The sequence below is a fragment of the Pacificoceanicola niger genome (assembly GCF_048553275.1).
Taxonomy (GTDB): domain Bacteria; phylum Pseudomonadota; class Alphaproteobacteria; order Rhodobacterales; family Rhodobacteraceae; genus Pacificoceanicola.
The window spans coordinates 96,102-114,214 of the sequence record NZ_JBLZMW010000004.1; the positions used below are offsets into that span (position 1 = coordinate 96,102).

At 65.9% G+C, this 18,113-nt stretch carries 15 protein-coding genes and 1 tRNA gene; 8 read left to right on the plus strand and 8 right to left on the minus strand.

Features of this window, described 5'->3' with window-relative positions; genetic code table 11:
• Positions 1-124 precede the first annotated feature (124 nt).
• Positions 125-730 (minus strand): flavin reductase family protein, encoded by a 606-nt coding sequence (locus ACN2XU_RS07480; protein WP_419409795.1) that lies wholly within the window; start codon positions 728-730, stop codon positions 125-127.
• A gap of 94 nt (positions 731-824) precedes the next feature.
• Between ACN2XU_RS07480 and ACN2XU_RS07485 the strand changes: the two genes are divergently transcribed.
• Positions 825-1,319, plus strand: a complete 495-nt coding sequence (locus ACN2XU_RS07485; protein WP_419409796.1) for a GNAT family N-acetyltransferase — start codon at positions 825-827, stop codon at positions 1,317-1,319.
• 56 nt (positions 1,320-1,375) lie between these two features.
• Positions 1,376-2,128 (plus strand): EcsC family protein, encoded by a 753-nt coding sequence (locus ACN2XU_RS07490; RefSeq protein ID WP_419409797.1) that lies wholly within the window; start codon positions 1,376-1,378, stop codon positions 2,126-2,128.
• 511 nt (positions 2,129-2,639) lie between these two features.
• Here ACN2XU_RS07490 and ptsP read toward each other — a convergent pair.
• The 6 genes from ptsP to ACN2XU_RS07520 all read right to left on the minus strand — a co-directional run bounded on the left by ptsP (position 2,640) and on the right by ACN2XU_RS07520 (position 9,579).
• Positions 2,640-4,901 (minus strand): phosphoenolpyruvate--protein phosphotransferase, encoded by a 2,262-nt coding sequence (gene ptsP / locus ACN2XU_RS07495; protein WP_419409798.1) that lies wholly within the window; start codon positions 4,899-4,901, stop codon positions 2,640-2,642.
• Positions 4,902-5,384: 483 nt separating this feature from the next.
• Positions 5,385-6,623 carry an aspartate kinase gene (locus tag ACN2XU_RS07500; protein WP_419409799.1) on the minus strand — a complete coding sequence of 413 codons (1,239 nt, stop codon included), beginning with the start codon at positions 6,621-6,623 and terminating at the stop codon, positions 5,385-5,387.
• 505 nt (positions 6,624-7,128) lie between these two features.
• Entirely contained in the window at positions 7,129-7,602 is a 474-nt protein-coding gene (locus ACN2XU_RS07505; protein WP_419409800.1) for an SgcJ/EcaC family oxidoreductase, read from the minus strand.
• A complete protein-coding gene (locus ACN2XU_RS07510) occupies positions 7,603-8,031 on the minus strand; it encodes a DUF1178 family protein (protein WP_419409801.1) in 429 nt (142 codons plus the stop codon). It abuts the gene before it with no gap.
• Between the two features lie 49 nt (positions 8,032-8,080).
• Positions 8,081-9,301, minus strand: a complete 1,221-nt coding sequence (locus ACN2XU_RS07515; protein ID WP_419409802.1) for a 3-deoxy-D-manno-octulosonic acid transferase — start codon at positions 9,299-9,301, stop codon at positions 8,081-8,083.
• 203 nt (positions 9,302-9,504) lie between these two features.
• Positions 9,505-9,579: transfer RNA gene (locus ACN2XU_RS07520), tRNA-Thr, on the minus strand.
• Between the two features lie 270 nt (positions 9,580-9,849).
• Between ACN2XU_RS07520 and murA the strand changes: the two genes are divergently transcribed.
• Entirely contained in the window at positions 9,850-11,118 is a 1,269-nt protein-coding gene (murA, locus tag ACN2XU_RS07525; RefSeq protein ID WP_419409803.1) for a UDP-N-acetylglucosamine 1-carboxyvinyltransferase, read from the plus strand.
• Positions 11,115-11,594, plus strand: coding sequence for a DUF2948 family protein (locus tag ACN2XU_RS07530; protein ID WP_419409804.1), 480 nt, complete (start codon positions 11,115-11,117; stop codon positions 11,592-11,594). Before murA ends, ACN2XU_RS07530 begins: the two co-directional genes overlap by 4 nt.
• Before the next feature lie 142 nt (positions 11,595-11,736).
• Here the strand turns inward: ACN2XU_RS07530 and ACN2XU_RS07535 are convergent, their stop codons facing one another.
• A complete protein-coding gene (locus ACN2XU_RS07535) occupies positions 11,737-14,928 on the minus strand; it encodes a 4Fe-4S double cluster binding domain-containing protein (RefSeq protein WP_419409805.1) in 3,192 nt (1,063 codons plus the stop codon).
• Between the two features lie 104 nt (positions 14,929-15,032).
• On the opposite strand from ACN2XU_RS07535, the gene ACN2XU_RS07540 reads away from it, so the two are divergent.
• The 4 genes from ACN2XU_RS07540 to ACN2XU_RS07555 are packed head-to-tail and all read left to right on the plus strand — an operon-like array spanning position 15,033 to position 18,089.
• Complete coding sequence (locus ACN2XU_RS07540) at positions 15,033-15,623, plus strand: Maf family protein (protein WP_419409806.1); 591 nt, start codon at positions 15,033-15,035, stop codon at positions 15,621-15,623.
• Complete coding sequence (locus ACN2XU_RS07545) at positions 15,620-16,654, plus strand: ribonuclease E/G (protein WP_419409807.1); 1,035 nt, start codon at positions 15,620-15,622, stop codon at positions 16,652-16,654. The genes ACN2XU_RS07540 and ACN2XU_RS07545 overlap by 4 nt, the downstream gene beginning before the upstream one ends.
• Complete coding sequence (locus ACN2XU_RS07550; RefSeq protein WP_419409808.1) at positions 16,651-16,845, plus strand: DNA gyrase inhibitor YacG; 195 nt, start codon at positions 16,651-16,653, stop codon at positions 16,843-16,845. The genes ACN2XU_RS07545 and ACN2XU_RS07550 overlap by 4 nt, the downstream gene beginning before the upstream one ends.
• Positions 16,845-18,089, plus strand: a complete 1,245-nt coding sequence (locus tag ACN2XU_RS07555) for an aminotransferase class V-fold PLP-dependent enzyme (RefSeq protein ID WP_419409809.1) — start codon at positions 16,845-16,847, stop codon at positions 18,087-18,089. Before ACN2XU_RS07550 ends, ACN2XU_RS07555 begins: the two co-directional genes overlap by 1 nt.
• Positions 18,090-18,113 lie beyond the last annotated feature (24 nt).

Genomic DNA, 18,113 nt, shown 5'->3' on the forward strand with positions numbered 1-18,113 from the left:
CTCTGCCACCAGCCGAAAAACACGGGGGGTGTTGCGCCCGGAGTGATCTGGGCGTGGCGTCGACAGTTTTGCGGGGCAAAACTGCGACTCTGCCACCAGCCGAAAAACACGGGGGTTTTTCGGCTTACTCCCCCGGGCGGTTCAGGGCGAACTTTTCGCGCACCACGGTGTAATCCCGATAGCCCATGCGGCTCAGCGGGTTGAATTTCAGCACGTCGAAAATGCCATCGGTCAGGCAATCATCGCGCATGTGGATGCCGGTGACCTCGCCGAAGACAGCGAAATTGGCCTCGCCGGGCAGTTTGACGATGTCGGTCAGCTTGCATTCGAGGTTGGCAGGGGCCAGCGCCACGCGGGGGCAGTCGATGGTCTCGCACTGCGCCTTCTCGATGCTGGCTTCGGCGAATTCATCAACGCCCGCGGGATAGAAACCGGAGGTCGCGTTCATCGCATCGCGCATCGCGTATTCGACGATGTTGACACAGAAGACGCCGGTCTCGCGGATCTGGGCGACGCTGTCCTTGGTGTCCCCCCGGTCGGGCTTGGCCGAGGTCGAGGAAAACATCACCTGCGGCGGGACATAGGCCACGGCGTTGAAGAAGGAGTAGGGCGCGAGGTTGTCGCGGCCATCGCTGCCGCGCGTCGAGATCCAGCCGATAGGCCGAGGCGTGACGATGGCATTGAAGGGATTGTGCGGCAGGTCATGGCCGTCTTCCGGGCGGTAGAACATCACGGTCTCCTTGTTGGATATCGGCCACCGCGTTGTTTGCGCGGCGGTTTGGGCCGTGATACCCGCAATCAAAGAGGATTGCACGGGGTCGGATGTGTTCACACTTGCACAGGAACTGCCGCAGGATTGGTGGGAGGTCGAGGCGCTGTATGACAGCTGTTTTGCGCCCGGACGGGTGCTTCTGAGCTCCTATCGTCTGCGCGAGGACGTGCCGCCCGTGGCGTCGCTGTGCCGTGTGGCCAAGGATGAAGACGGGCGCATCGGCGGGGCGATCCGCTACTGGCCGGTGCTGGTGGGCGCGAGCGAGGCGCTGCTGTTGGGCCCGATTGCTGTGCACCCGACGACGCAGGGCGAAGGGCTGGGGGCTTCGCTGATCCGCGATACGCTGGCGCGGGCGGAAGAGGAGGGCCATGCGCGGGTGCTGCTGGTCGGCGATCCGCCCTATTACCGGCGCTTTGGGTTCGAACCTCTGGCGGGGGTGGAGATGCCGCCGCCGACGAACCCGGACCGGATTCTGGGGGTGTCCCTGATCCCCGGCGCGTGGACTGGCGTGCGCGGAGAGGTCACGCGGATGCCGCAGAAGGGTTGAAATATCGCCAAAGGTTTACCAGCTATTAGCGAGTGGGGCCTTATGAGGGTACGGATATGGACGACACGGAACTGGTACAGCGGGACGTGGACATCGACGCGGCGATCGCGGATCTTGCACGGCGCTATCGCGCGGCCGGCAATCTCGGGGTTCAGGTCCTGAACGTTCTGAACTGGCCTGCGGAAGGGGTGATGGACCGGCTTCCGGAAAACGCTCGCGCCAGGCTCGAAACCGCGACGGTCCGGGGGCTTGAGGCGGCGATGAGCGCGGCATCGGGCTCGCGCAGCCTCGTCAAGGATCAGAAACCCTGGGTCAATACCGCAACGACCACGATGGTTGGTGTGGTCGGCGGGCTTGGTGGTCTGACGACGGCGCTGGCGGAACTGCCGCTGACAGTGACGATGCTGATGCGCTCGGTGCAGGCGGTGGCGGCGGAGCATGGCTTCGATCCGGACGAAGAGCAGACGCGCAAGGATGCGCTGCTCGTCTTCGCGGCGGCCGGTCCGATGGTTCAGGGCAAAACCCCCGATCTGACCTTCCTGTCCTCCCGCGTCACGCTGACCGGCGTGAATGTCTATGTCGGCATTGGCCTGATCGCGCCGCGCCTCGCGGTGGTTCTCGGTCGCAAGCTGGCGGCGCAGACGATTCCGGTGATCGGCGCGGCCACGGCTGCGGCCACGAACTACTCCTACTCCGGCTACTATCATGAGATGGCGCAAGTGGTGTTCGGCCTGCGGCGCCTCGCGGACCAGACTGGCACGCCCTTTGACGCACTGGTGGAGCTGCTCGCGGCCCGTCTGGACGATTGATTCCGGGGCAGGGCATTTCTTGCAGGATGTTCACCATCTTTTAGGCAATTTTACCTAAAGTGAGTCGGGAAGGGACAACGATTGCTCCCGAGATCGGTCCGTTGGTGAAACAGGCCCGGAATGCGTGCTCCTTAATGCTGCGCATTTGCCGTGGATTGCCGGCGCAGGCCCGACAACTGCGCAGAACGCGTGGAATAAGTGCCGCAGGCCAGAAGGCCAAGGTGCAGGCAGACGTCAAAGTCTTTTCATCCGGCCGCCGGAATAACTCCGCGGCCGGATGTTTTTATGTTTGGGCCCCCTGTTGCCCGATCGAGAGGACGGCCCGGCGTCGACCGCTGGTCGTAGTCGCGAGCCGCGCCCGTCTTTGGTCCGAAAATACCTCGGGGGAGGCCCGCAGGGACGGGGGCAGCGCCCCCAACCAAAACTCTGCTCCGGCAGAGTTTTCGCGCGCGCCCCGCGCGCGCCGGTCGCTGCGCCATGCGCAGCGAAACACCTCCGGGTCAGTCGGGCCTCAGGCCACCGCCCAGCCGTTGTCCCGCAGATAATCCATCACCGCCCCACGCAGGTTCTGTTCGCCCCGCTCGCGCGCCGCGTAGAGGGTGGCTTTGACCTCGGCGAGATTGGTGCGCATCAGGATGCTTTTGACCGGGCCGATGGAGGCCGGGCGCATGGAGAGGGTATGGATGCCGATCGCCGCGAGGCACAGCGCCTCGACCGGTCTGCCGGCGTCCTCTCCACAAAAGCTCAGCCGCGTGCCGCTCTCGGCGCAGCGCTGGACGATGATTTCCAGGAAGGTCAGGAAGGAGGCGTTCAGCGTATCATAGCGGCGGCGCACCCGTTCGTTCTCGCGGTCGGCGGCGAAGAAGAACTGTTTGAGGTCGTTGCCGCCGATGGAGAGGAACTGCACTTCGGAAAAGAACCGGCTTGAGGCGTAGGCGAGGCTGGGTGTTTCCAGCATAGCGCCGATTTCCACCGTTTCCGGGATCGGATGGCCGAGGCGGCGTTCGCGGGCGAGCGCCTTGTCCATTTCGGCGCGCGCGTCGCTGAATTCCGAGTATTGGGCGACAAAGGGGAACATGACCACCAGAGGCCGGCCACTGGCGGCACGGATCAGCGCCTGCAGCTGCATGCGCAGCACGCCGGGCTTGTCGAGGCCGACGCGGATGGCGCGCCAGCCGAGCGCCGGGTTGGGCTCGTCCTGCGGCTTCATGTAAGGCAGCACCTTGTCCGAGCCGATGTCGAGCGTGCGGAACACCACGCGCTTGCCGCCCGCCGCATCGAGCACGCGCGCATAGATGTTGGCCAGTTCGGTACGCCGGGGCATCTGGTTGCGCACGAGGAATTGCAGTTCGGTGCGGAACAGGCCAACCCCTTCGGCGCCGGAATTTTGCAACGAGGGCAGGTCGGCCATCAGGCCGGCGTTCATCAGCAATTCGATGCGGCTGCCATCGGCGGAGACACAGGCGGTGTCGCGGATCGAGGCATAGCGTTCCTGCGCCTGCGCCTGCATGGCGATCTTGTCACGGAACGCGGCGACAACGGTGTCGTCGGGCCGCAAATGCGCAATGCCCTGATCGCCATCGACCATGATATGATCGCCGTTCAGTGCCTCGTTGGTGATGCGCCCGGCGTGGATGACCAGCGGGATCGCCAGCGCCCGTGCGACGATCGCGGCGTGGCTGCCGACAGAGCCTTCCTCAAGCACGATGCCCTTGAGCGAGCGGCCATAGTCCAGCAACTCGCCGGGGCCGATGTTGCGGGCGATCAGGATCGGATCGTCGGGCATGGCACTACCGGTTTCGCGACCTTGTCCGGTGAGAATGCGGAGCAGGCGGTTGGACAGGTCGTCAAGATCGTGGAGCCGTTCGCGCAGGTAGGCGTCCGCCACCTGGTTCATGCGGTTGCGGGCCTGCGATTGTTCCTTTTCGACGGCGGCTTCGGCAGAGAGGCCCCGGTCGATGTCGGTTTCCATCCGGCGCAGCCAGCCCTTGGAATTGGCGAACATCCGGTAGGCTTCGAGCACTTGCATCTGGTCGCCCTCACCGGCGACGCCGCTGGCGCCTTCGAGCATCTGGTCGACACTGACGCGCAGGTCGTCCACGGCCTTGAGCAGGCGCGCGCGTTCGGTTTCGGGATCGTCGCCGACGAGGTTGGTGACGACCACCCGCGGCTCGTGCAGCCAGACGTGGCCCATGGCCGTGCCTTCCTGCCCGGTGGTGCCGCGGAACATGACCGGTTGCACGTGGCGCCGCGAGAGCGCCGCGCCCTCGCCGACAAAGGCGCCCAGTTCGGTCATCTCGGCCAGCACCATGGCGACCACTTCGAGGGCGTAGATTTCGTCGGCGGTGAATTCGCGCGCCTGTTTCGACTGGACCACCAGCACGCCTAGTTTCTCCCCGAGCCGCTGGATCGGCACGCCGAGGAAACTGGAATAGATCTCTTCGCCGGTCTCCGGCATGTAGCGAAAGCCCGGCGCGGCGGGGGCGTCCGCGGCGTTCACGGTCTTGCCGGTGCGCGCGACGCGGCCGACGAGGCCTTCGCCCAGCTTCATGCGGGTTTCGTGGACCGCTTCGGGCTTGAGGCCCTGCGTGGCACAGAGTTCGAGGGTTTCGCTGTCGCGGAACAGGTAGATCGAGCAGACCTCCGTTCCCATGGAATCGGCGGTCAGGTGGGTGATCTTGTCGAGCCGTTCCTGGCCCGCGGCCTGCTCGGCCATCGTGTCCCGCAACCGTCCAAGCAGCTTGCGGCTTTCGCTTTCAAGACCATCGGCCATGGGATTGGCGCCTCATGAGTGTTCGCCCCAGATATAGGCGAGTTGCGGGGGAATTGGAAACCGGCAATTGCCCGGAAGCCTTTGGTTTGCCTTTAATTGCACAGCCGCTTGGCAGGGTTGGCGGTCGCGCCGTCCGGCAATCGAAGATGCCGCGCTGCGGCGTGGGTGCGTGCTTTGGTCCTGGGGCCGGCGCTGCGCTTGCAGGGGCGCTGTGCCGGGCGGCGGCGGTCGCGTCTTGAGGACACAGGTGGCTGTGCCGGGGCCTGGTCGGGCGGGGATTCGGGGCGCATGGGGGGCTGTCCTGACCGTGTCGGTGTCCCCGCCGTGATGGCAAGCGGTGGCGGCAAGTGCAACCCGAAATGCCCGCTATGCGTGTAATTTGTGCACCGCTTGGCCGAGGGGCCTGCAGCGGAGGGGCGTGCGAACGCAATCGGGCGGCCTTTGCGGGCCGCCCTCAGATCTCATGCGCGGTGCGCGGCGGTGTCAGGCGGCCTTGTCCAGCTCAAACGCGTCGTGCAGCGCCTGAACCGCCAGTTCCATGTATTTGCGGTCGATCAGCACGGAGATCTTGATCTCGGAGGTGGTGATGACCTTGATGTTGATGCCTTCGCTGGCAAGAATGCGGAACATCTTGGCGGCGACGCCGGTGTGGCTGCGCATGCCGATGCCGACCACGGAGATCTTGCAGACACTCGTGTCGGCGATGATCGAATGGAAGTTGATGTCGCCCTTTTCCTTGGCCGCTTCCATTGCCTGTTCGGCGCGGGCCACCTGATTGGTGGGGCAGGAGAAGGTCATGTCCGTGCGGCCCTCGTCCGAGATGTTCTGCACGATCATGTCGACGTTCACTCCCGCTTCGGCCAGCGGGGTGAAGATCGCCGAGGCGATGCCGGGGCGGTCGGCGACGGACACGAGGGTCATCTTCGCCTCGTCGCGGGAATGGGCCACACCGGCCACAACGTTGCTTTCCATGATATCCTCCTCGTCGCAGACCAGGGTGCCTGCTTCGTCAGACTGTTCCTCGAAGCTGCTCAGAACGCGCAGCTTGACCTTGTAGCGCATGGCCAGTTCGACCGAGCGGGTTTGCAGGACCTTGGCCCCCAGCGAGGCCAGTTCGAGCATTTCCTCGAAGGCGATGCGATCGAGTTTGCGGGCCTTGTCGCAGATGCGCGGGTCGGTGGTATAGACACCATCGACGTCCGTATAGATGTCACAGCGCTCGGCCCCGAAGGCGGCGGCAAAGGCGACGGCGGTGGTGTCCGATCCCCCCCGGCCCAGCGTGGTGATGCGGCCTTCGTCGCTGATGCCCTGAAAGCCCGCCACGACGGCGACTTTCATGCCCTCGCCGAACTTGGCGGTGATGTTATCGGTCGGGATCTCTTCGATGCGGGCGTTGGCATGGGCGTTCGTGGTGCGCACCGGCACCTGCCAGCCCTGCCAGCTGCGCGCTGGCACGTCCATTTCCTGCAGGGTCAGCGCCATGAGGCCCGCCGTGACGTTCTCGCCGGAGGAGACAACGGCATCGTACTCGCGGGCGTCGAAAAGCGGTGAGGTTTCCTCGACATAGCCGACCAGCTTGTTGGTTTCACCGGACATGGCCGAGACGATGACGATGACGTCATAGCCCTTGGCAACCTCGACACCGACGCGCTTGGCGGCGCGGCGGATGCGGTCCAGCGTGGCGACAGAGGTGCCGCCGAATTTCATGACAAGGACGGGCATTGGAGTCCCCCGGAATTGCGTTGCGCGCGGTTTAGGCGCGGTTTTGCGAAAGGGCAAGATAATTAAGCCGCGCAGGGCCGCTTCACGGCATGTGTGGCGAATTGTACGAACTTCCTCCCGGCGCATGGCAGGAAATCTATACGGTTCTGCGGCAGACTTGTCCTGGCATGCGACTGCAGCGGCGTGCCGTGCGAGGGGCTGGCAGATCCTGGATCGGGCGGGGCCGGAGCAGCCCTGAACGGAAGCATCAGCATGGCGCGGGAGAGCGCCCAACACCGCACGCGGGCGGCCGGGCTTGCCTTGCCCGATGGGATGCCGGGCAAGGTGAGTTCGTTCGTGCACCGGCCGGGCCAGTACGGATCGGCAGGAGGCTGGCGATCGGGCATATCCATGGGGCCTGTGGCGCCCAAGCGGAAGTCAGCGGGCGCGGCAGGGTCGCACTGTGCGGACAGTGCAGGGCCACCGCGCCTCCACAGATCGGCCACCTCTCAAGGAGCCTCTGGCGTTACGGTCCGCCGGGTTTCCGGTAGGTCACCGGTTTCGGACCCTGCGCACCGGCCAGATGGGTTTCCATGCCGGGGCTGATTTCGGTGTTTTGCCCGGATACGGCGAGCCAGCCATCAGTGCCGCGGGTCAGCACGAAACTCAGGATGGTCTGGCGGGCGTCGGCGGCACTGCCATCGGGGGCGATCTGCCCGGTCATGTGGACGCGGGCGCGGACGATGGCGGCATCGGGGCCAAGCATCCGGCATTCGCTGCGTCCGATGCGCAGTCGGGTCTGCGCAAAGAAGGATTTCAACGCTTCGTCGTGCGGGCGGGCAATGGCGGCGCGCCCATGCCACCACAGACCGGTGACATTCACGAAATCCGCGTCTTCGGTGAACAGGGCCGCGATGCGCGCGCCGTCGCGCGTTTCCCAGGCGTCGGCGAAGGCGCGGGGCATGTCTGCCGGATCGGCGAGGGGCGTGGCCCCGCCCATTCAGTTGCTTTTTCGCGTCGGGGTGAAGGGCAGCGGGGCGATGGGGATGCCATCCTCGATCAGGGCCTTGGCCTGCTGGACGTTGGCCTCGCCCCAGATCGGGCGTTCGGGCGCGTCGCCAAGATGCATGTCGCGGGCTTCCTTGGCGAAATTGCCGCCGACATAGGTGGCGTTTTTCTCCACATGATCGCGCATCCGCGCGATGGCCTGCTCGGCGGGGGTGGCGGGGCGGCTGAGGGTGTTGGGCGCTGAATCGTCCTTCGGCGCGCTGCTGACTCGCGGGGCCATCAGCGCCTTTTCAACGTCGGACGCACCGCAAATGGCGCAGGCCACATGGCCGGCGGCCTGCAGTTTGTCAAAGGCGCTGGCCGATTGAAACCAGCTGTCGAACTGATGCCCTTCGGCGCATTTGAGGCTGTACTGGATCATATCCTGAACCTGATGTCCTACCGTTAAGATATAGCGAAGTTTTCCGGGATCAAGCGGGCCGCGGCGATGGCAGAGCGTCCCGGATACGCGCGGTGAGGGCGTCGAGGTCAATATCCTGCGCCAGCGCGTCCTGTGCGGCGCGGCCAAGCGCCATCTGATCGTCGGGTTTGCGCAGGGCGGTCAGCGCCTCGGCCAGCGTTGCGGCGTCCTTGACATGTCGCGCGGCCTGGGCCTGCGCCAGGCGGTCAAACGCCGCACGGAAGTTGCGGGTGTCGGGACCATGCAGCAACGCCGCGCCGAAATGCGCCGGCTCATAGGGCGTGTGCCCGCCGCGATCGGTGAGGGTTCCGGCGATGAAGACACGCCCGGCCAGCGCGTACCACAGCGCCATTTCTCCCATGGTATCGGCAAGATAGACCTGTGCGTCCGGCGCTTCCCCGGCGCTGCGGCGCGCGCAGGTCAGCCCCTTGGCGGTGATCAGCGCAGCCAGCGCTTCGGCGCGGCGGGGATGCCGGGGGGCGAGGATCAGTTTGAGGTCCGGCGTGCTGCGCAGAGCGAGGATGTGCGCGTCGAGAATGGTCTCATCCTCACCGTCATGGGTAGAGGCGGCGAGCCATGTTTTTGCACGCGGAAAGGCGGCGCTCAGGGCTGCGTCCGGTGTCTGATCCTCCGGGGGCAGGTAGAGCGCCTTGAGATCGACGACCGGTCCGCCCGCAGGCTGCGGCAGGCCGAGGTCGAACAGGCGGCCAAGGCTGCTGCCGTCCTGTGCGATGGCAAGGGTCACGCGGGAGAGAACGCGGTTGGCCAGCGCCGGCAGGCGCGCCCAGGTGCGGGCGGTTCCGGCGCTCATGCGCGCGCCGAGCAGAATCACCGGTCCGGGGCAAAGGCGGAACCGGTGCGGCCAAAGCTCTGATTCGAGCGAGATATGGGCCACCACCGGCCCGGCGCGCATGGCGCGGGTGCTGGCCCCGGCCAGGTCGAGCGGGGCGAGGCACGCAAGTGTGCGCGGCAGTCCCCAACCGTTGACCATCGCGACGGCGGTGTCGGTATTTGCGGTGATGCGCCAGTGCAGGTCGGGGCGATCCGCGATGAGCCGCTGCAGAACTGCGCGGACCGAGGCCAGCTCGCCGTTCGACGCCCCGTGTAGCCAGACCGTGGGGCCGGGGCTTGGCAAATCGCGCCCGAGCCGAGCGCGCCAATAGGCCGGAAGCGGGCGTTTGAGCAAAACGCCTGCGGAAAAGACGCTGATGAGAAGACGATAAAGCAGCACGGCGGATGGATGCCCTTTGGCAGCGGCAGGTCCGAATGGCATAGGACGCAGGGCTTTGCCTTGGCAAGGGCGCGCGCCCGGGATGCCGTGGGGTGTGATGGCGAAAAGTCACGAAAAAGTTTGCGCTTAGGCGGCGATCTTCATGTTTTGCGTCATGGGAATTTTTTGCTTCGAGCGGTGCGCCGGACCCCGTTCAAGCGGGATGGTGCTGCTGGAGAGAATTGAACTCTCGACCTCTCCCTTACCAAGGGAGTGCTCTACCTCTGAGCTACAGCAGCGTCGCCGTCGAAGCGTGGGCGGTGATTAGCCTCAAACTTTTTCGAGTGCAAGCGCAAACTGGACGGTTTTTTTCACCTGGGGTACAGAGGGGGCATGGAGCGCAAATCAACACCCGGAAAAACCCCGCAAAGCGAGAGAGATGCCCGTTTGAAGGCGGCCCTCAAGGCGAATCTTGGCCGCCGCAAGGCGCAGGCAAGGGCGCGGGCGACGGAGCCGGGTGACAAGACTGAGCAGACAGACAAGAGCAGCGGTAACAAGGACTGACAGGCATGGATTCGATTTTGGTGACGGGGAATGGCCCGCTGAACGGGGATATTCCCATCGCGGGCGCAAAGAACGCCTGTTTGACACTGATGCCGGCGACGCTGCTCAGTGACGAGCCTTTGACGCTTACGAATGCGCCGCGCTTGTCGGACATCAAGACGATGACCGCGCTGCTGCAATCGCTTGGCGCGGAGGTGCAGAGCCTGCAGGGCGGGCAGGTGCTGGCCATGAGCAGCCATGATCTGAACAACCTGCACGCCGATTATGACATCGTGCGCAAGATGCGGGCGTCGATCCTTGTGCTGGGGCCGATGCTGGCGCGCGCGGGCCAGGCGGTGGTTTCGCTGCCCGGCGGCTGTGCCATCGGGGCGCGGCCGGTCGATCTGCACCTCAAGGCGCTGGAGGCGATGGGCGCGGAGCTGGAGTTGCGCGACGGCTATGTGCATGCCAAGGCGCCGAGCGGGCTCAAGGGCGCGGTGGTGGACTTTCCTTTCGCATCGGTCGGGGCGACGGAAAACGCCCTGATGGCGGCGACGCTGGCGAAGGGCACGACGGTGATCAAGAACGCCGCGCGCGAGCCGGAGATTGTCGATCTGGCCGAGTGCCTGCGGGCGATGGGCGCGCAGATCGAGGGCGAAGGCACATCGCAGATCACCATTCAGGGCGTCGATCGCCTCGGCGGGGCGACGCACCGTGTGGTGACGGACCGGATCGAGCTTGGCACCTATATGCTGGCCCCGGCGATCTGCGGCGGCGAAGTGACCTGCCTTGGCGGCAAGCTGAGCCTTGTCGAAGCCTATGTGGAGCGGTTGGACGCGGCGGGGATCAGCGTCGAGGAAACCGAGAAAGGCCTGAAGGTTGCGCGCAGAGGCGACCGGGTGCAGGCGGTGGATGTGGTGACCGAGCCATTCCCGGGCTTTCCCACGGATTTGCAGGCGCAGATGATGGCGCTGCTGTGCACGGCGGAGGGGACCAGCAATCTCGAAGAGCGGATTTTTGAAAACCGCTTCATGCATGCGCCGGAGCTGATCCGCATGGGCGCGGACATCGAGGTGCAGGGCGGCATGGCACGGGTGCGCGGTGTCGAGCGGCTGAAAGGCGCGCCGGTGATGGCGACGGACCTGCGGGCTTCGGTCTCGCTGATCCTTGCCGGTTTGGCCGCGGAGGGCGAGACGGTGGTGAGCCGGGTCTACCATCTTGATCGCGGCTATGAGCATGTGGTGCGCAAGCTGTCCGCGGTGGGCGCGCAAATCGAACGGATCAAGGGCGAATGAGCGACGATGCACGATTCGAAGACGGGGCCGAAAGGCCGCTGAACCTCGGGGCCCTCGACGGCGAGGACCTCGGGGTGATTTCTGCGCTGGTGCAGGATGCGGTGCTGCCGGTGACGGAGATTTCCTGGCAACCGGGCAAGCGGCGGCTCGGCCTGCTGCTGAACCGGGTGCGTTGGGAGGATGTGGAGGCGGCCACGCGGCGCGGACGGCCGGTGGAGCGTGTGCAATCGCTGCTGGTGGTTGATACCGTGCTGGGCATGTCGAGCCAGGGCTTGGACCGGACGGACCGGGACGTGGTGCTGTCGGTTCTCTCCGTGACGTTCGAACCGGGCGAGGCGCCGGGCGGACATGTGGTTCTGACGCTGGCGGGGGATGGTGCGATCCGGGCGTCGGTGGAGGCGCTGGAGGTCAGTCTGCGGGATGTGACGCGGCCCTATGTGGCGCCGTCGGGCAAAGCACCGTCGCACCCCGAATGATGTCGGATCGCCTGCGCGATCCGACCGGCGCGGTCTCTGCGAGACCGCGTTTTTGGGGGCGCTGCCCCCGCCGCCCTTGGCGGCTCCCCCGAGGTATTTGAGGACCAAAGAGACGGGGCGGTGCGAGCGCGCGGCGGTTCGATCAGAGGTCGATGTCGAGAATGCCGTCCGGTTCGGCGGCGCGGCTTTGGCACAGGATGATGCGGGTTTCGCGTTGCGCGTTCGAGAGGACGAAGTCGCGGTGCTCTGCCTTGCCGCCGCGCAGGCCGCATTGGCAGACGCCGCAGATGCCATCGCTGCATTTGACATCCACGTGGATGCCCGCGCGGGCGAGGGCTTCGGTCCCGGTTTCTTCTTTGGATACTGGGACTTCCCGTCCGTCCTTCAGGCGAAGGGTGAAGGGATGGTTAACGTGGTCCGGCTGTTCCGGGACGGCGAAATATTCGCTGTGCCGGGACACTTCGGGGAAGCCGGCGGTCTCGGCTGCGGCCTGGACGGCGGCCATGTAGGCTTCCGGACCACAGGTATAGAGATGGGCGCCGGGGCGGTACTGCAGTGTTTGCGCGAGGTCGAGGCGGGTGTTTTCGTCCGAGATGTGGACATGCACGTTGCGGGCCCAGGGCATTGCCGCGAGATCCGTGAGAAAACCGGCGGAGGCTCTTGATTTTACGGAATAATGCAGGGCGAACGGTCGGTTCAGCGCGTGCAGGCGGTGGGCCATGGCGATCATCGGCGTGACGCCGATGCCGCCTCCCATGAGCCATGTAAAGCTGGCCTCCTCGACCAATGGGAAATGGTTCATCGGTTTGGAAATGAAAACGTTTCGGCCTTCGTTGAAAATCCGGTGCAGCAGGGCGGAGCCGCCGCGTCCCTGATCCTCGCGCAGCACGGCGATCTGGTAGCGGCTTCGGTCAGCGGGATCGCCACAGAGCGAGTATTGCCGGAGGAATTCGGGGGCGACGACGATATCGATATGCGCCCCTGCGGTCCATTCCGGAAGCGGCGTGCCGTCGATGTTGGAAAATTCGTATTTTGTCAGGCCGGGGGCCATGTCCTCGGCCGTTGATATCGTGACCCGCAGCACTGGGGCGTCGGTGGCGGCATCGTATTTGTGCAAGTGATCCGTGTTGCCGGCGGCAGCGCGGTGGCGGTATTCCTCGGCGGTGATCATCGCCTGATAGGCCTCGATCCCGGCTTCGCGGTCCATCGGCGCGGGGTAAGGCCAAGGATGCGGGGCGAGCGGCGCGGGATAGACGGCGAGGGTCTGATCCTCGTAGCGCAGATCGAGGTCCGTTTGCAGATCGCGGGCGTTGAGCTGGTGCCGGGTCGGGCGGTAGGCGCCGTCCGGCTCAAGCTCCAGATCCCACCACCATTTCTTGACCGGGTTTAGGCCACCACGGCCCGCCATGTCGTCGAGTTTTGCCAGCAAGGGTGCGGCGGCGGGCAGGCGCATCGCGAGGCTGCGCATGGGGTTTTCGGCGAACAGCCCTTCGAGGTTCCACGGGCAGGTTTTCATACAGCGCCCGCACATGGCGCCGCCCGGCGTGGTGATGCGGTAGGTGGCGCATTTCTGGCTGTCGGATTTCCAGATCTCATAGCCGTTGAACATCAGTTTCGGCCCGGCGGTGATGGCGCCAGAGGGGCATTCGCGGGCGCATTTGTTGCAGCTTTCGCAGAAGGTCTGCAGGCCGAAGTCGATGGGTTTGTCGTGGGCCAGCGGCATGTCCGTGGTGACGACGCCGGATTTCAGGCGGGGGCCGAGGAAGGGGTTGAGGATGACCTCGCCGATGCGGGACACCTCGCCCAGACCGCTGAGCAGCAGGAGCGGCGGTTGCAGGACTTCGCCATCGAGGACCGTGTGCGCCTTGGCTGAATAGCCCATGCGGCGGATCTGTGCGGCGATGACGCCGCCGAGCAGGGAAAACCGCAGGTAAGCGCGCATGGATTGGGCAACGCTGATCCAGTCGTCGCCGGAGGCGCCGTCCATGGTCTCATAGCCCTGATCGACGATCATGGAGATGGCGTTGGTGTGGGCCGGGTGGATCGGCGCGCCGGCGGCATCGTGGCTGTACCAGGCCCAGTCCGGGCAGCGGGAGATGCCGACGGCGTCGAGGCCGAGCAGGTAGGACGCTGCCTTGATCGCGTCGGCATTGTCGCGCGGGGACGCATCGCGGGGCAGAGCCAGCGGTCCGCCCCCTTGCAGGAGCACGAGGGCCCCGAGCAGGCGCCGCTGCGCACCGGAGGGCGCGGCCTTGCGCGCGTAATGGCCGCCGGTCGCGCCTTTTTGCACGGTTTTGCCCATGTCCCCGAACTGGGCGCGGGCGAAAATGTCGGCGCGTTTTGGGACGCGGGCGACGTTGGCTTCGTCGATATAGGTGGTGGGCGCGTCCACGCGTTTGAGGGTTTCGAAGGGGTGCGGTCCAAGGGCGAAGTCCCTGTCGTCGAAGGGGTCCTGCGTGCGGCCGGATTTGGCGGAATGGAGGCCAAGCTGCCACGGCAGGCCGGTGAGCAGGCTTTCGGGCTGCTGGTCGCGCGGCGCAAGGGGCGTGTCCGTGGCAAGGTCCAGCGTGGTGGTCACGGCGGCGAGGCCATAGCGCTCCCCGAGCCATGGAAGGCTGCCATCCGGGAAGGCGATCCCGGCGGCCACGGCGGCGCGCGTGAGGTGAATGTCACAGGTGGTGCCGGTGTGCGCCTTGGCCTCCCAACCCAGAAGGCGGATGTAATTGGCGATGACGGTCGCGGTTTCGGCGGCGCGCAGGCAGGCACGCTGGGGCAGGGCGTCCCCGATCCAGTCGAAGCCGGGTTCATCGGGGCGCGGATCGCGCGGATTCTCGACGGCAAAGACGATGACATGGGTGTGGCCGTCGATGCCGGCCGGCGGCGCCATCATCGAGTCCTTCAGATCCGCCATGATCATGTCAATCCCGGCCGCGAGGGTCTTGGTCTGGCGGGTTTTCAGCGCCTCGGCCAGCGCGGCAATGCCGGGGTTGATCACCGGGGCGCGCAGGCGGGCCGCATCCGGCAGGCGGGCGATGCCCACCATGGAGGCGTCGGAGAAATAGCCGAAAGCCTTGAGGTGGTTGGCGCGCTCCTGCGGATCCTCGGGGATGGCGGAGCGGACGCGGTTGACCAACCCGTCGCGGATCGCGTCCATCATTGCCTGATGTTCGGACATGGCGTGGATCAGGCTTTCCGGATTATCGCTGTCGAAGCGCTGGGGGGCAAAATCCGGCAGCGTCGCAAGGTCCGGCAAGGGGCCGCGTTTCAACCGCTCCAGCGCATAAGGACCGAGGTGCACGGGCCGGTTGCGGCTCGAAAAAATTCGCGATTTCATGGTGATCCTCCCGCGCGACAGAGTATCGGGGCGCGGAGCCGTGGCAAGGGGCGTTTGCCCTGACGGGACGGACGGGCTAAGGGCAGGACGAAGGAAGGGACCGTATGACTGACACTCCGCATTTGATTCTGGGCTCCGGCAGTCCGCGACGGCGCGAGCTTTTGCTGCAGATTGGTGTGGTGCCCCATGCCATCCGCCCGCCTGACATCGACGAGGACCCTAAACCCGGTGAGTTGCCGCGCCCCTACTGTGTGCGGCTGGCGCGGGAGAAGGCGCTGGCGATCGAGGCGCGCGCGGATGAGGTGGTGCTGAGCGCCGATACCACGGTTGCCCTTGGGCGGCGGATCCTTGGCAAGCCTGCGGACGCGGGCGAGGCGGCGCAGTTTCTGACGATGCTGTCGGGGCGGCGGCACCGGGTGATCACGGCGGTGGCCGTGCGCCGGGGGGATCGCGTCTGGGAAAAGGACGTGGTCACACAGGTGAAGATGAAGGGCCTGTCGAATGCTGAGCTGAACGCCTATCTTGCGTCAGAGGATTGGCGCGGCAAGGCGGGCGGCTATGGCATTCAGGGCATGGCCGGGGCATTCATCCCGTGGATCAACGGATCGTTCACCGCCGTTGTGGGCTTGCCTTTGGCGGAAACGGCAGGATTGCTCGGCGCAGCGGGATATCCGCTTTATGGAGGCGCGACATGAAGGGTTTGACAATCGCTTTGGACGAGATCGGCGGCCGCGAGGCGGCGGCGCTGATCCGCGATGGTTTGCTGGATGATCTGATGATCGACAGCGACGCCCCGCGTCCGGGCACGATCTATCGCGGCGTGGCGGAGCGGCCGGTGAAGGGGCAGGGCGGCATGTTCCTGCGCACCCCGGACGGCAGCGCGTTCCTGCGGCAGGTCAAGGGGCTGGTGCCGGGGCAGACGCTCCTGGTGCAGGTGACCGGGTTTGCGGAGCCGGGCAAGGCGATTCCGGTGACGCAGAACATCCTGTTCAAATCCCGCTATGCCATTGTCACGCCCGGCAAACCCGGTGTGAACGTCTCGCGCCAGATCAAGGATGATGACGCCCGCGAGGCGGCGATGGAGTCGGCCCACGAGGGCTTTGCCGAGGCGCCGCTGCCGCAGGAGGCCGGGTTGATCCTGCGCTCGTCCTGCGCGGATGCGGCGCCAGAGGAGATCGCGGAGGATGTTGTGGCCATGTGCCGCCTGGCCGCGCATGTGCTTGCCGATGAGGGGCGCGAGGCGGAGGTTCTGGTCGAGGGCGACGGGCCGCACGCGCTGGCGTGGCGCGAGTGGACCGAAGAGGCGGACGTGGACGGCGATCCGGGCAGTTTCGCGCGGCAGGGCGTCGACGAGATGGTCGAGGACCTGCGCCGCCCGCACGTGCGCCTGCCCGGTGGGTTTTCGATGATCATCGAGCCGACCAGCGCGCTTGTGGCGGTGGATGTGAACACCGGCGGCGATACCTCTCCGGCGGCGGGGTTGAAGGCCAATCTGGCGGCGATGCGCGATCTGCCGCGACAGCTTCGGCTGCGCGGCCTTGGCGGGCAGATCATCGTCGATCCCGCACCCTGTCCGAAGAAGGACCGCAAGCAGCTTGAAGGGCTGTTGCGCGCCGGGTTGAAGAAGGAGGCGACGGAGTCGGTGCTGACCGGCTGGACCACGCTTGGCCTGATGGAGATTCAGCGCAAACGGGACCGTCAGCCGCTCAGGGATCTGCTGAAATGAGCTGTCCGATGTGTTCGAAGCCGACCGATGCAGAGTATCGCCCGTTCTGCTCCAAACGCTGCGCCGATCTGGATCTGGCGAAGTGGCTGGGCGGCAGTTACGCGGTGCCCTCCACCGATCCCGAAGATGTGGAGAAGGCGGCGGAAGAGACGATCCGCGCCCTCGAAGAGCAACAACGAAAGCCCCACTGATGTTTTCCGATGACCTTCTGGCGCAGGTGCGCGCCCGGTTCGCCCATGTCGAAGAGTGCCCCCTGAGCGGGCCGCGCGTGTTTTTCGAGAACGCGGGCGGAGCGTTGACACTTAAGTCGGTGGTGGAGACCACGGCGAAATTCGCGGCCATCCCGGACAATCAGGGCCGCGACAATGTGGCGAGCCAGGCTCTGGTTGATGTGATCTCAAAGGCGCGGGCGGATGTGCGCAGCCTGATGGGCGCGCCGGATGGCGCGGTCTTGTGGGGCGAGAGCGGCACGGAACTGCTGTTCCGGCTGGTGCAGGATGCCTGCCTTGGCTCCGAGAAGGGCGGGATCGTGCTTGGCTCGACGGTCGAGCACCCGGCCTCGCGCAGCGCCTGCGCGCGCTGGGCTTTGATGAGCGGACGGGAGCACGTTCTGGTGCCGCATGACGATGCGACGGGCCGGGTCACGGCGGCGGCCTATGGGGACTATGTTACGCCGGACACCCGCGTGGCGACGATCCTGCATACCTCGCCGGTGACGGGCATGAGCAATGACGTGGCCGGAATCGCGGCGGCGATCCGTGCGGTTGCGCCGGACTGTTACATCATCGTCGATGGTATTCAGCACGCCTGCCACGGGCGGATCGACGTCAGCGCGGCGGCGATCGACGGCTATGTCATCTCGCCCTACAAGGTGTTTTCGCGCCATGGCTATGGCGTAGCCTGGGCGTCGGAACGGCTGACCATGCTGGCGCATGATGCGCTGGTCGGCGGGCCGGATGGCAGCTGGGAGCTGGGCACGCGGGACACTGGCGCCTATGCCACGATGTCCGATGTGGTGGGCTATTTCGACTGGCTCGGCGGGCAGGTGTCGGATGAAAGCGACCTGCGCGCGCGTATCGAAGCGGCGGGTGCGGCGATCCACGCGCAGGAGGCGGCGCTGGTCCAGCTGATGCTGGAGGGCTCTGGGAACCTGACCGGGCTTGCGGATCTGCCGGGCGTGAAGATCGTCGCGGGGGCGGACAACGACGCCCGCGAAGGGCTTGTCAGCTTCTGGATCGCGGGCAAACCCTCCGGAGAGATTGTTGCGGCGCTCAATGATGCGGGCATTCGCACGCACATCCGCAAGGCGGATCATTATTCGGGCAACATCCTGACGCCGCTCAACCAGCCGGACTGCATTCGCGTCTCGCTGGCGCATTACAACAGCCCCGGTGAGGTGCGCGCGTTCCTGAGCGCCATGGCCGCGCAGACCTGAGCGGCTTGCACCCCGGCGGCACGG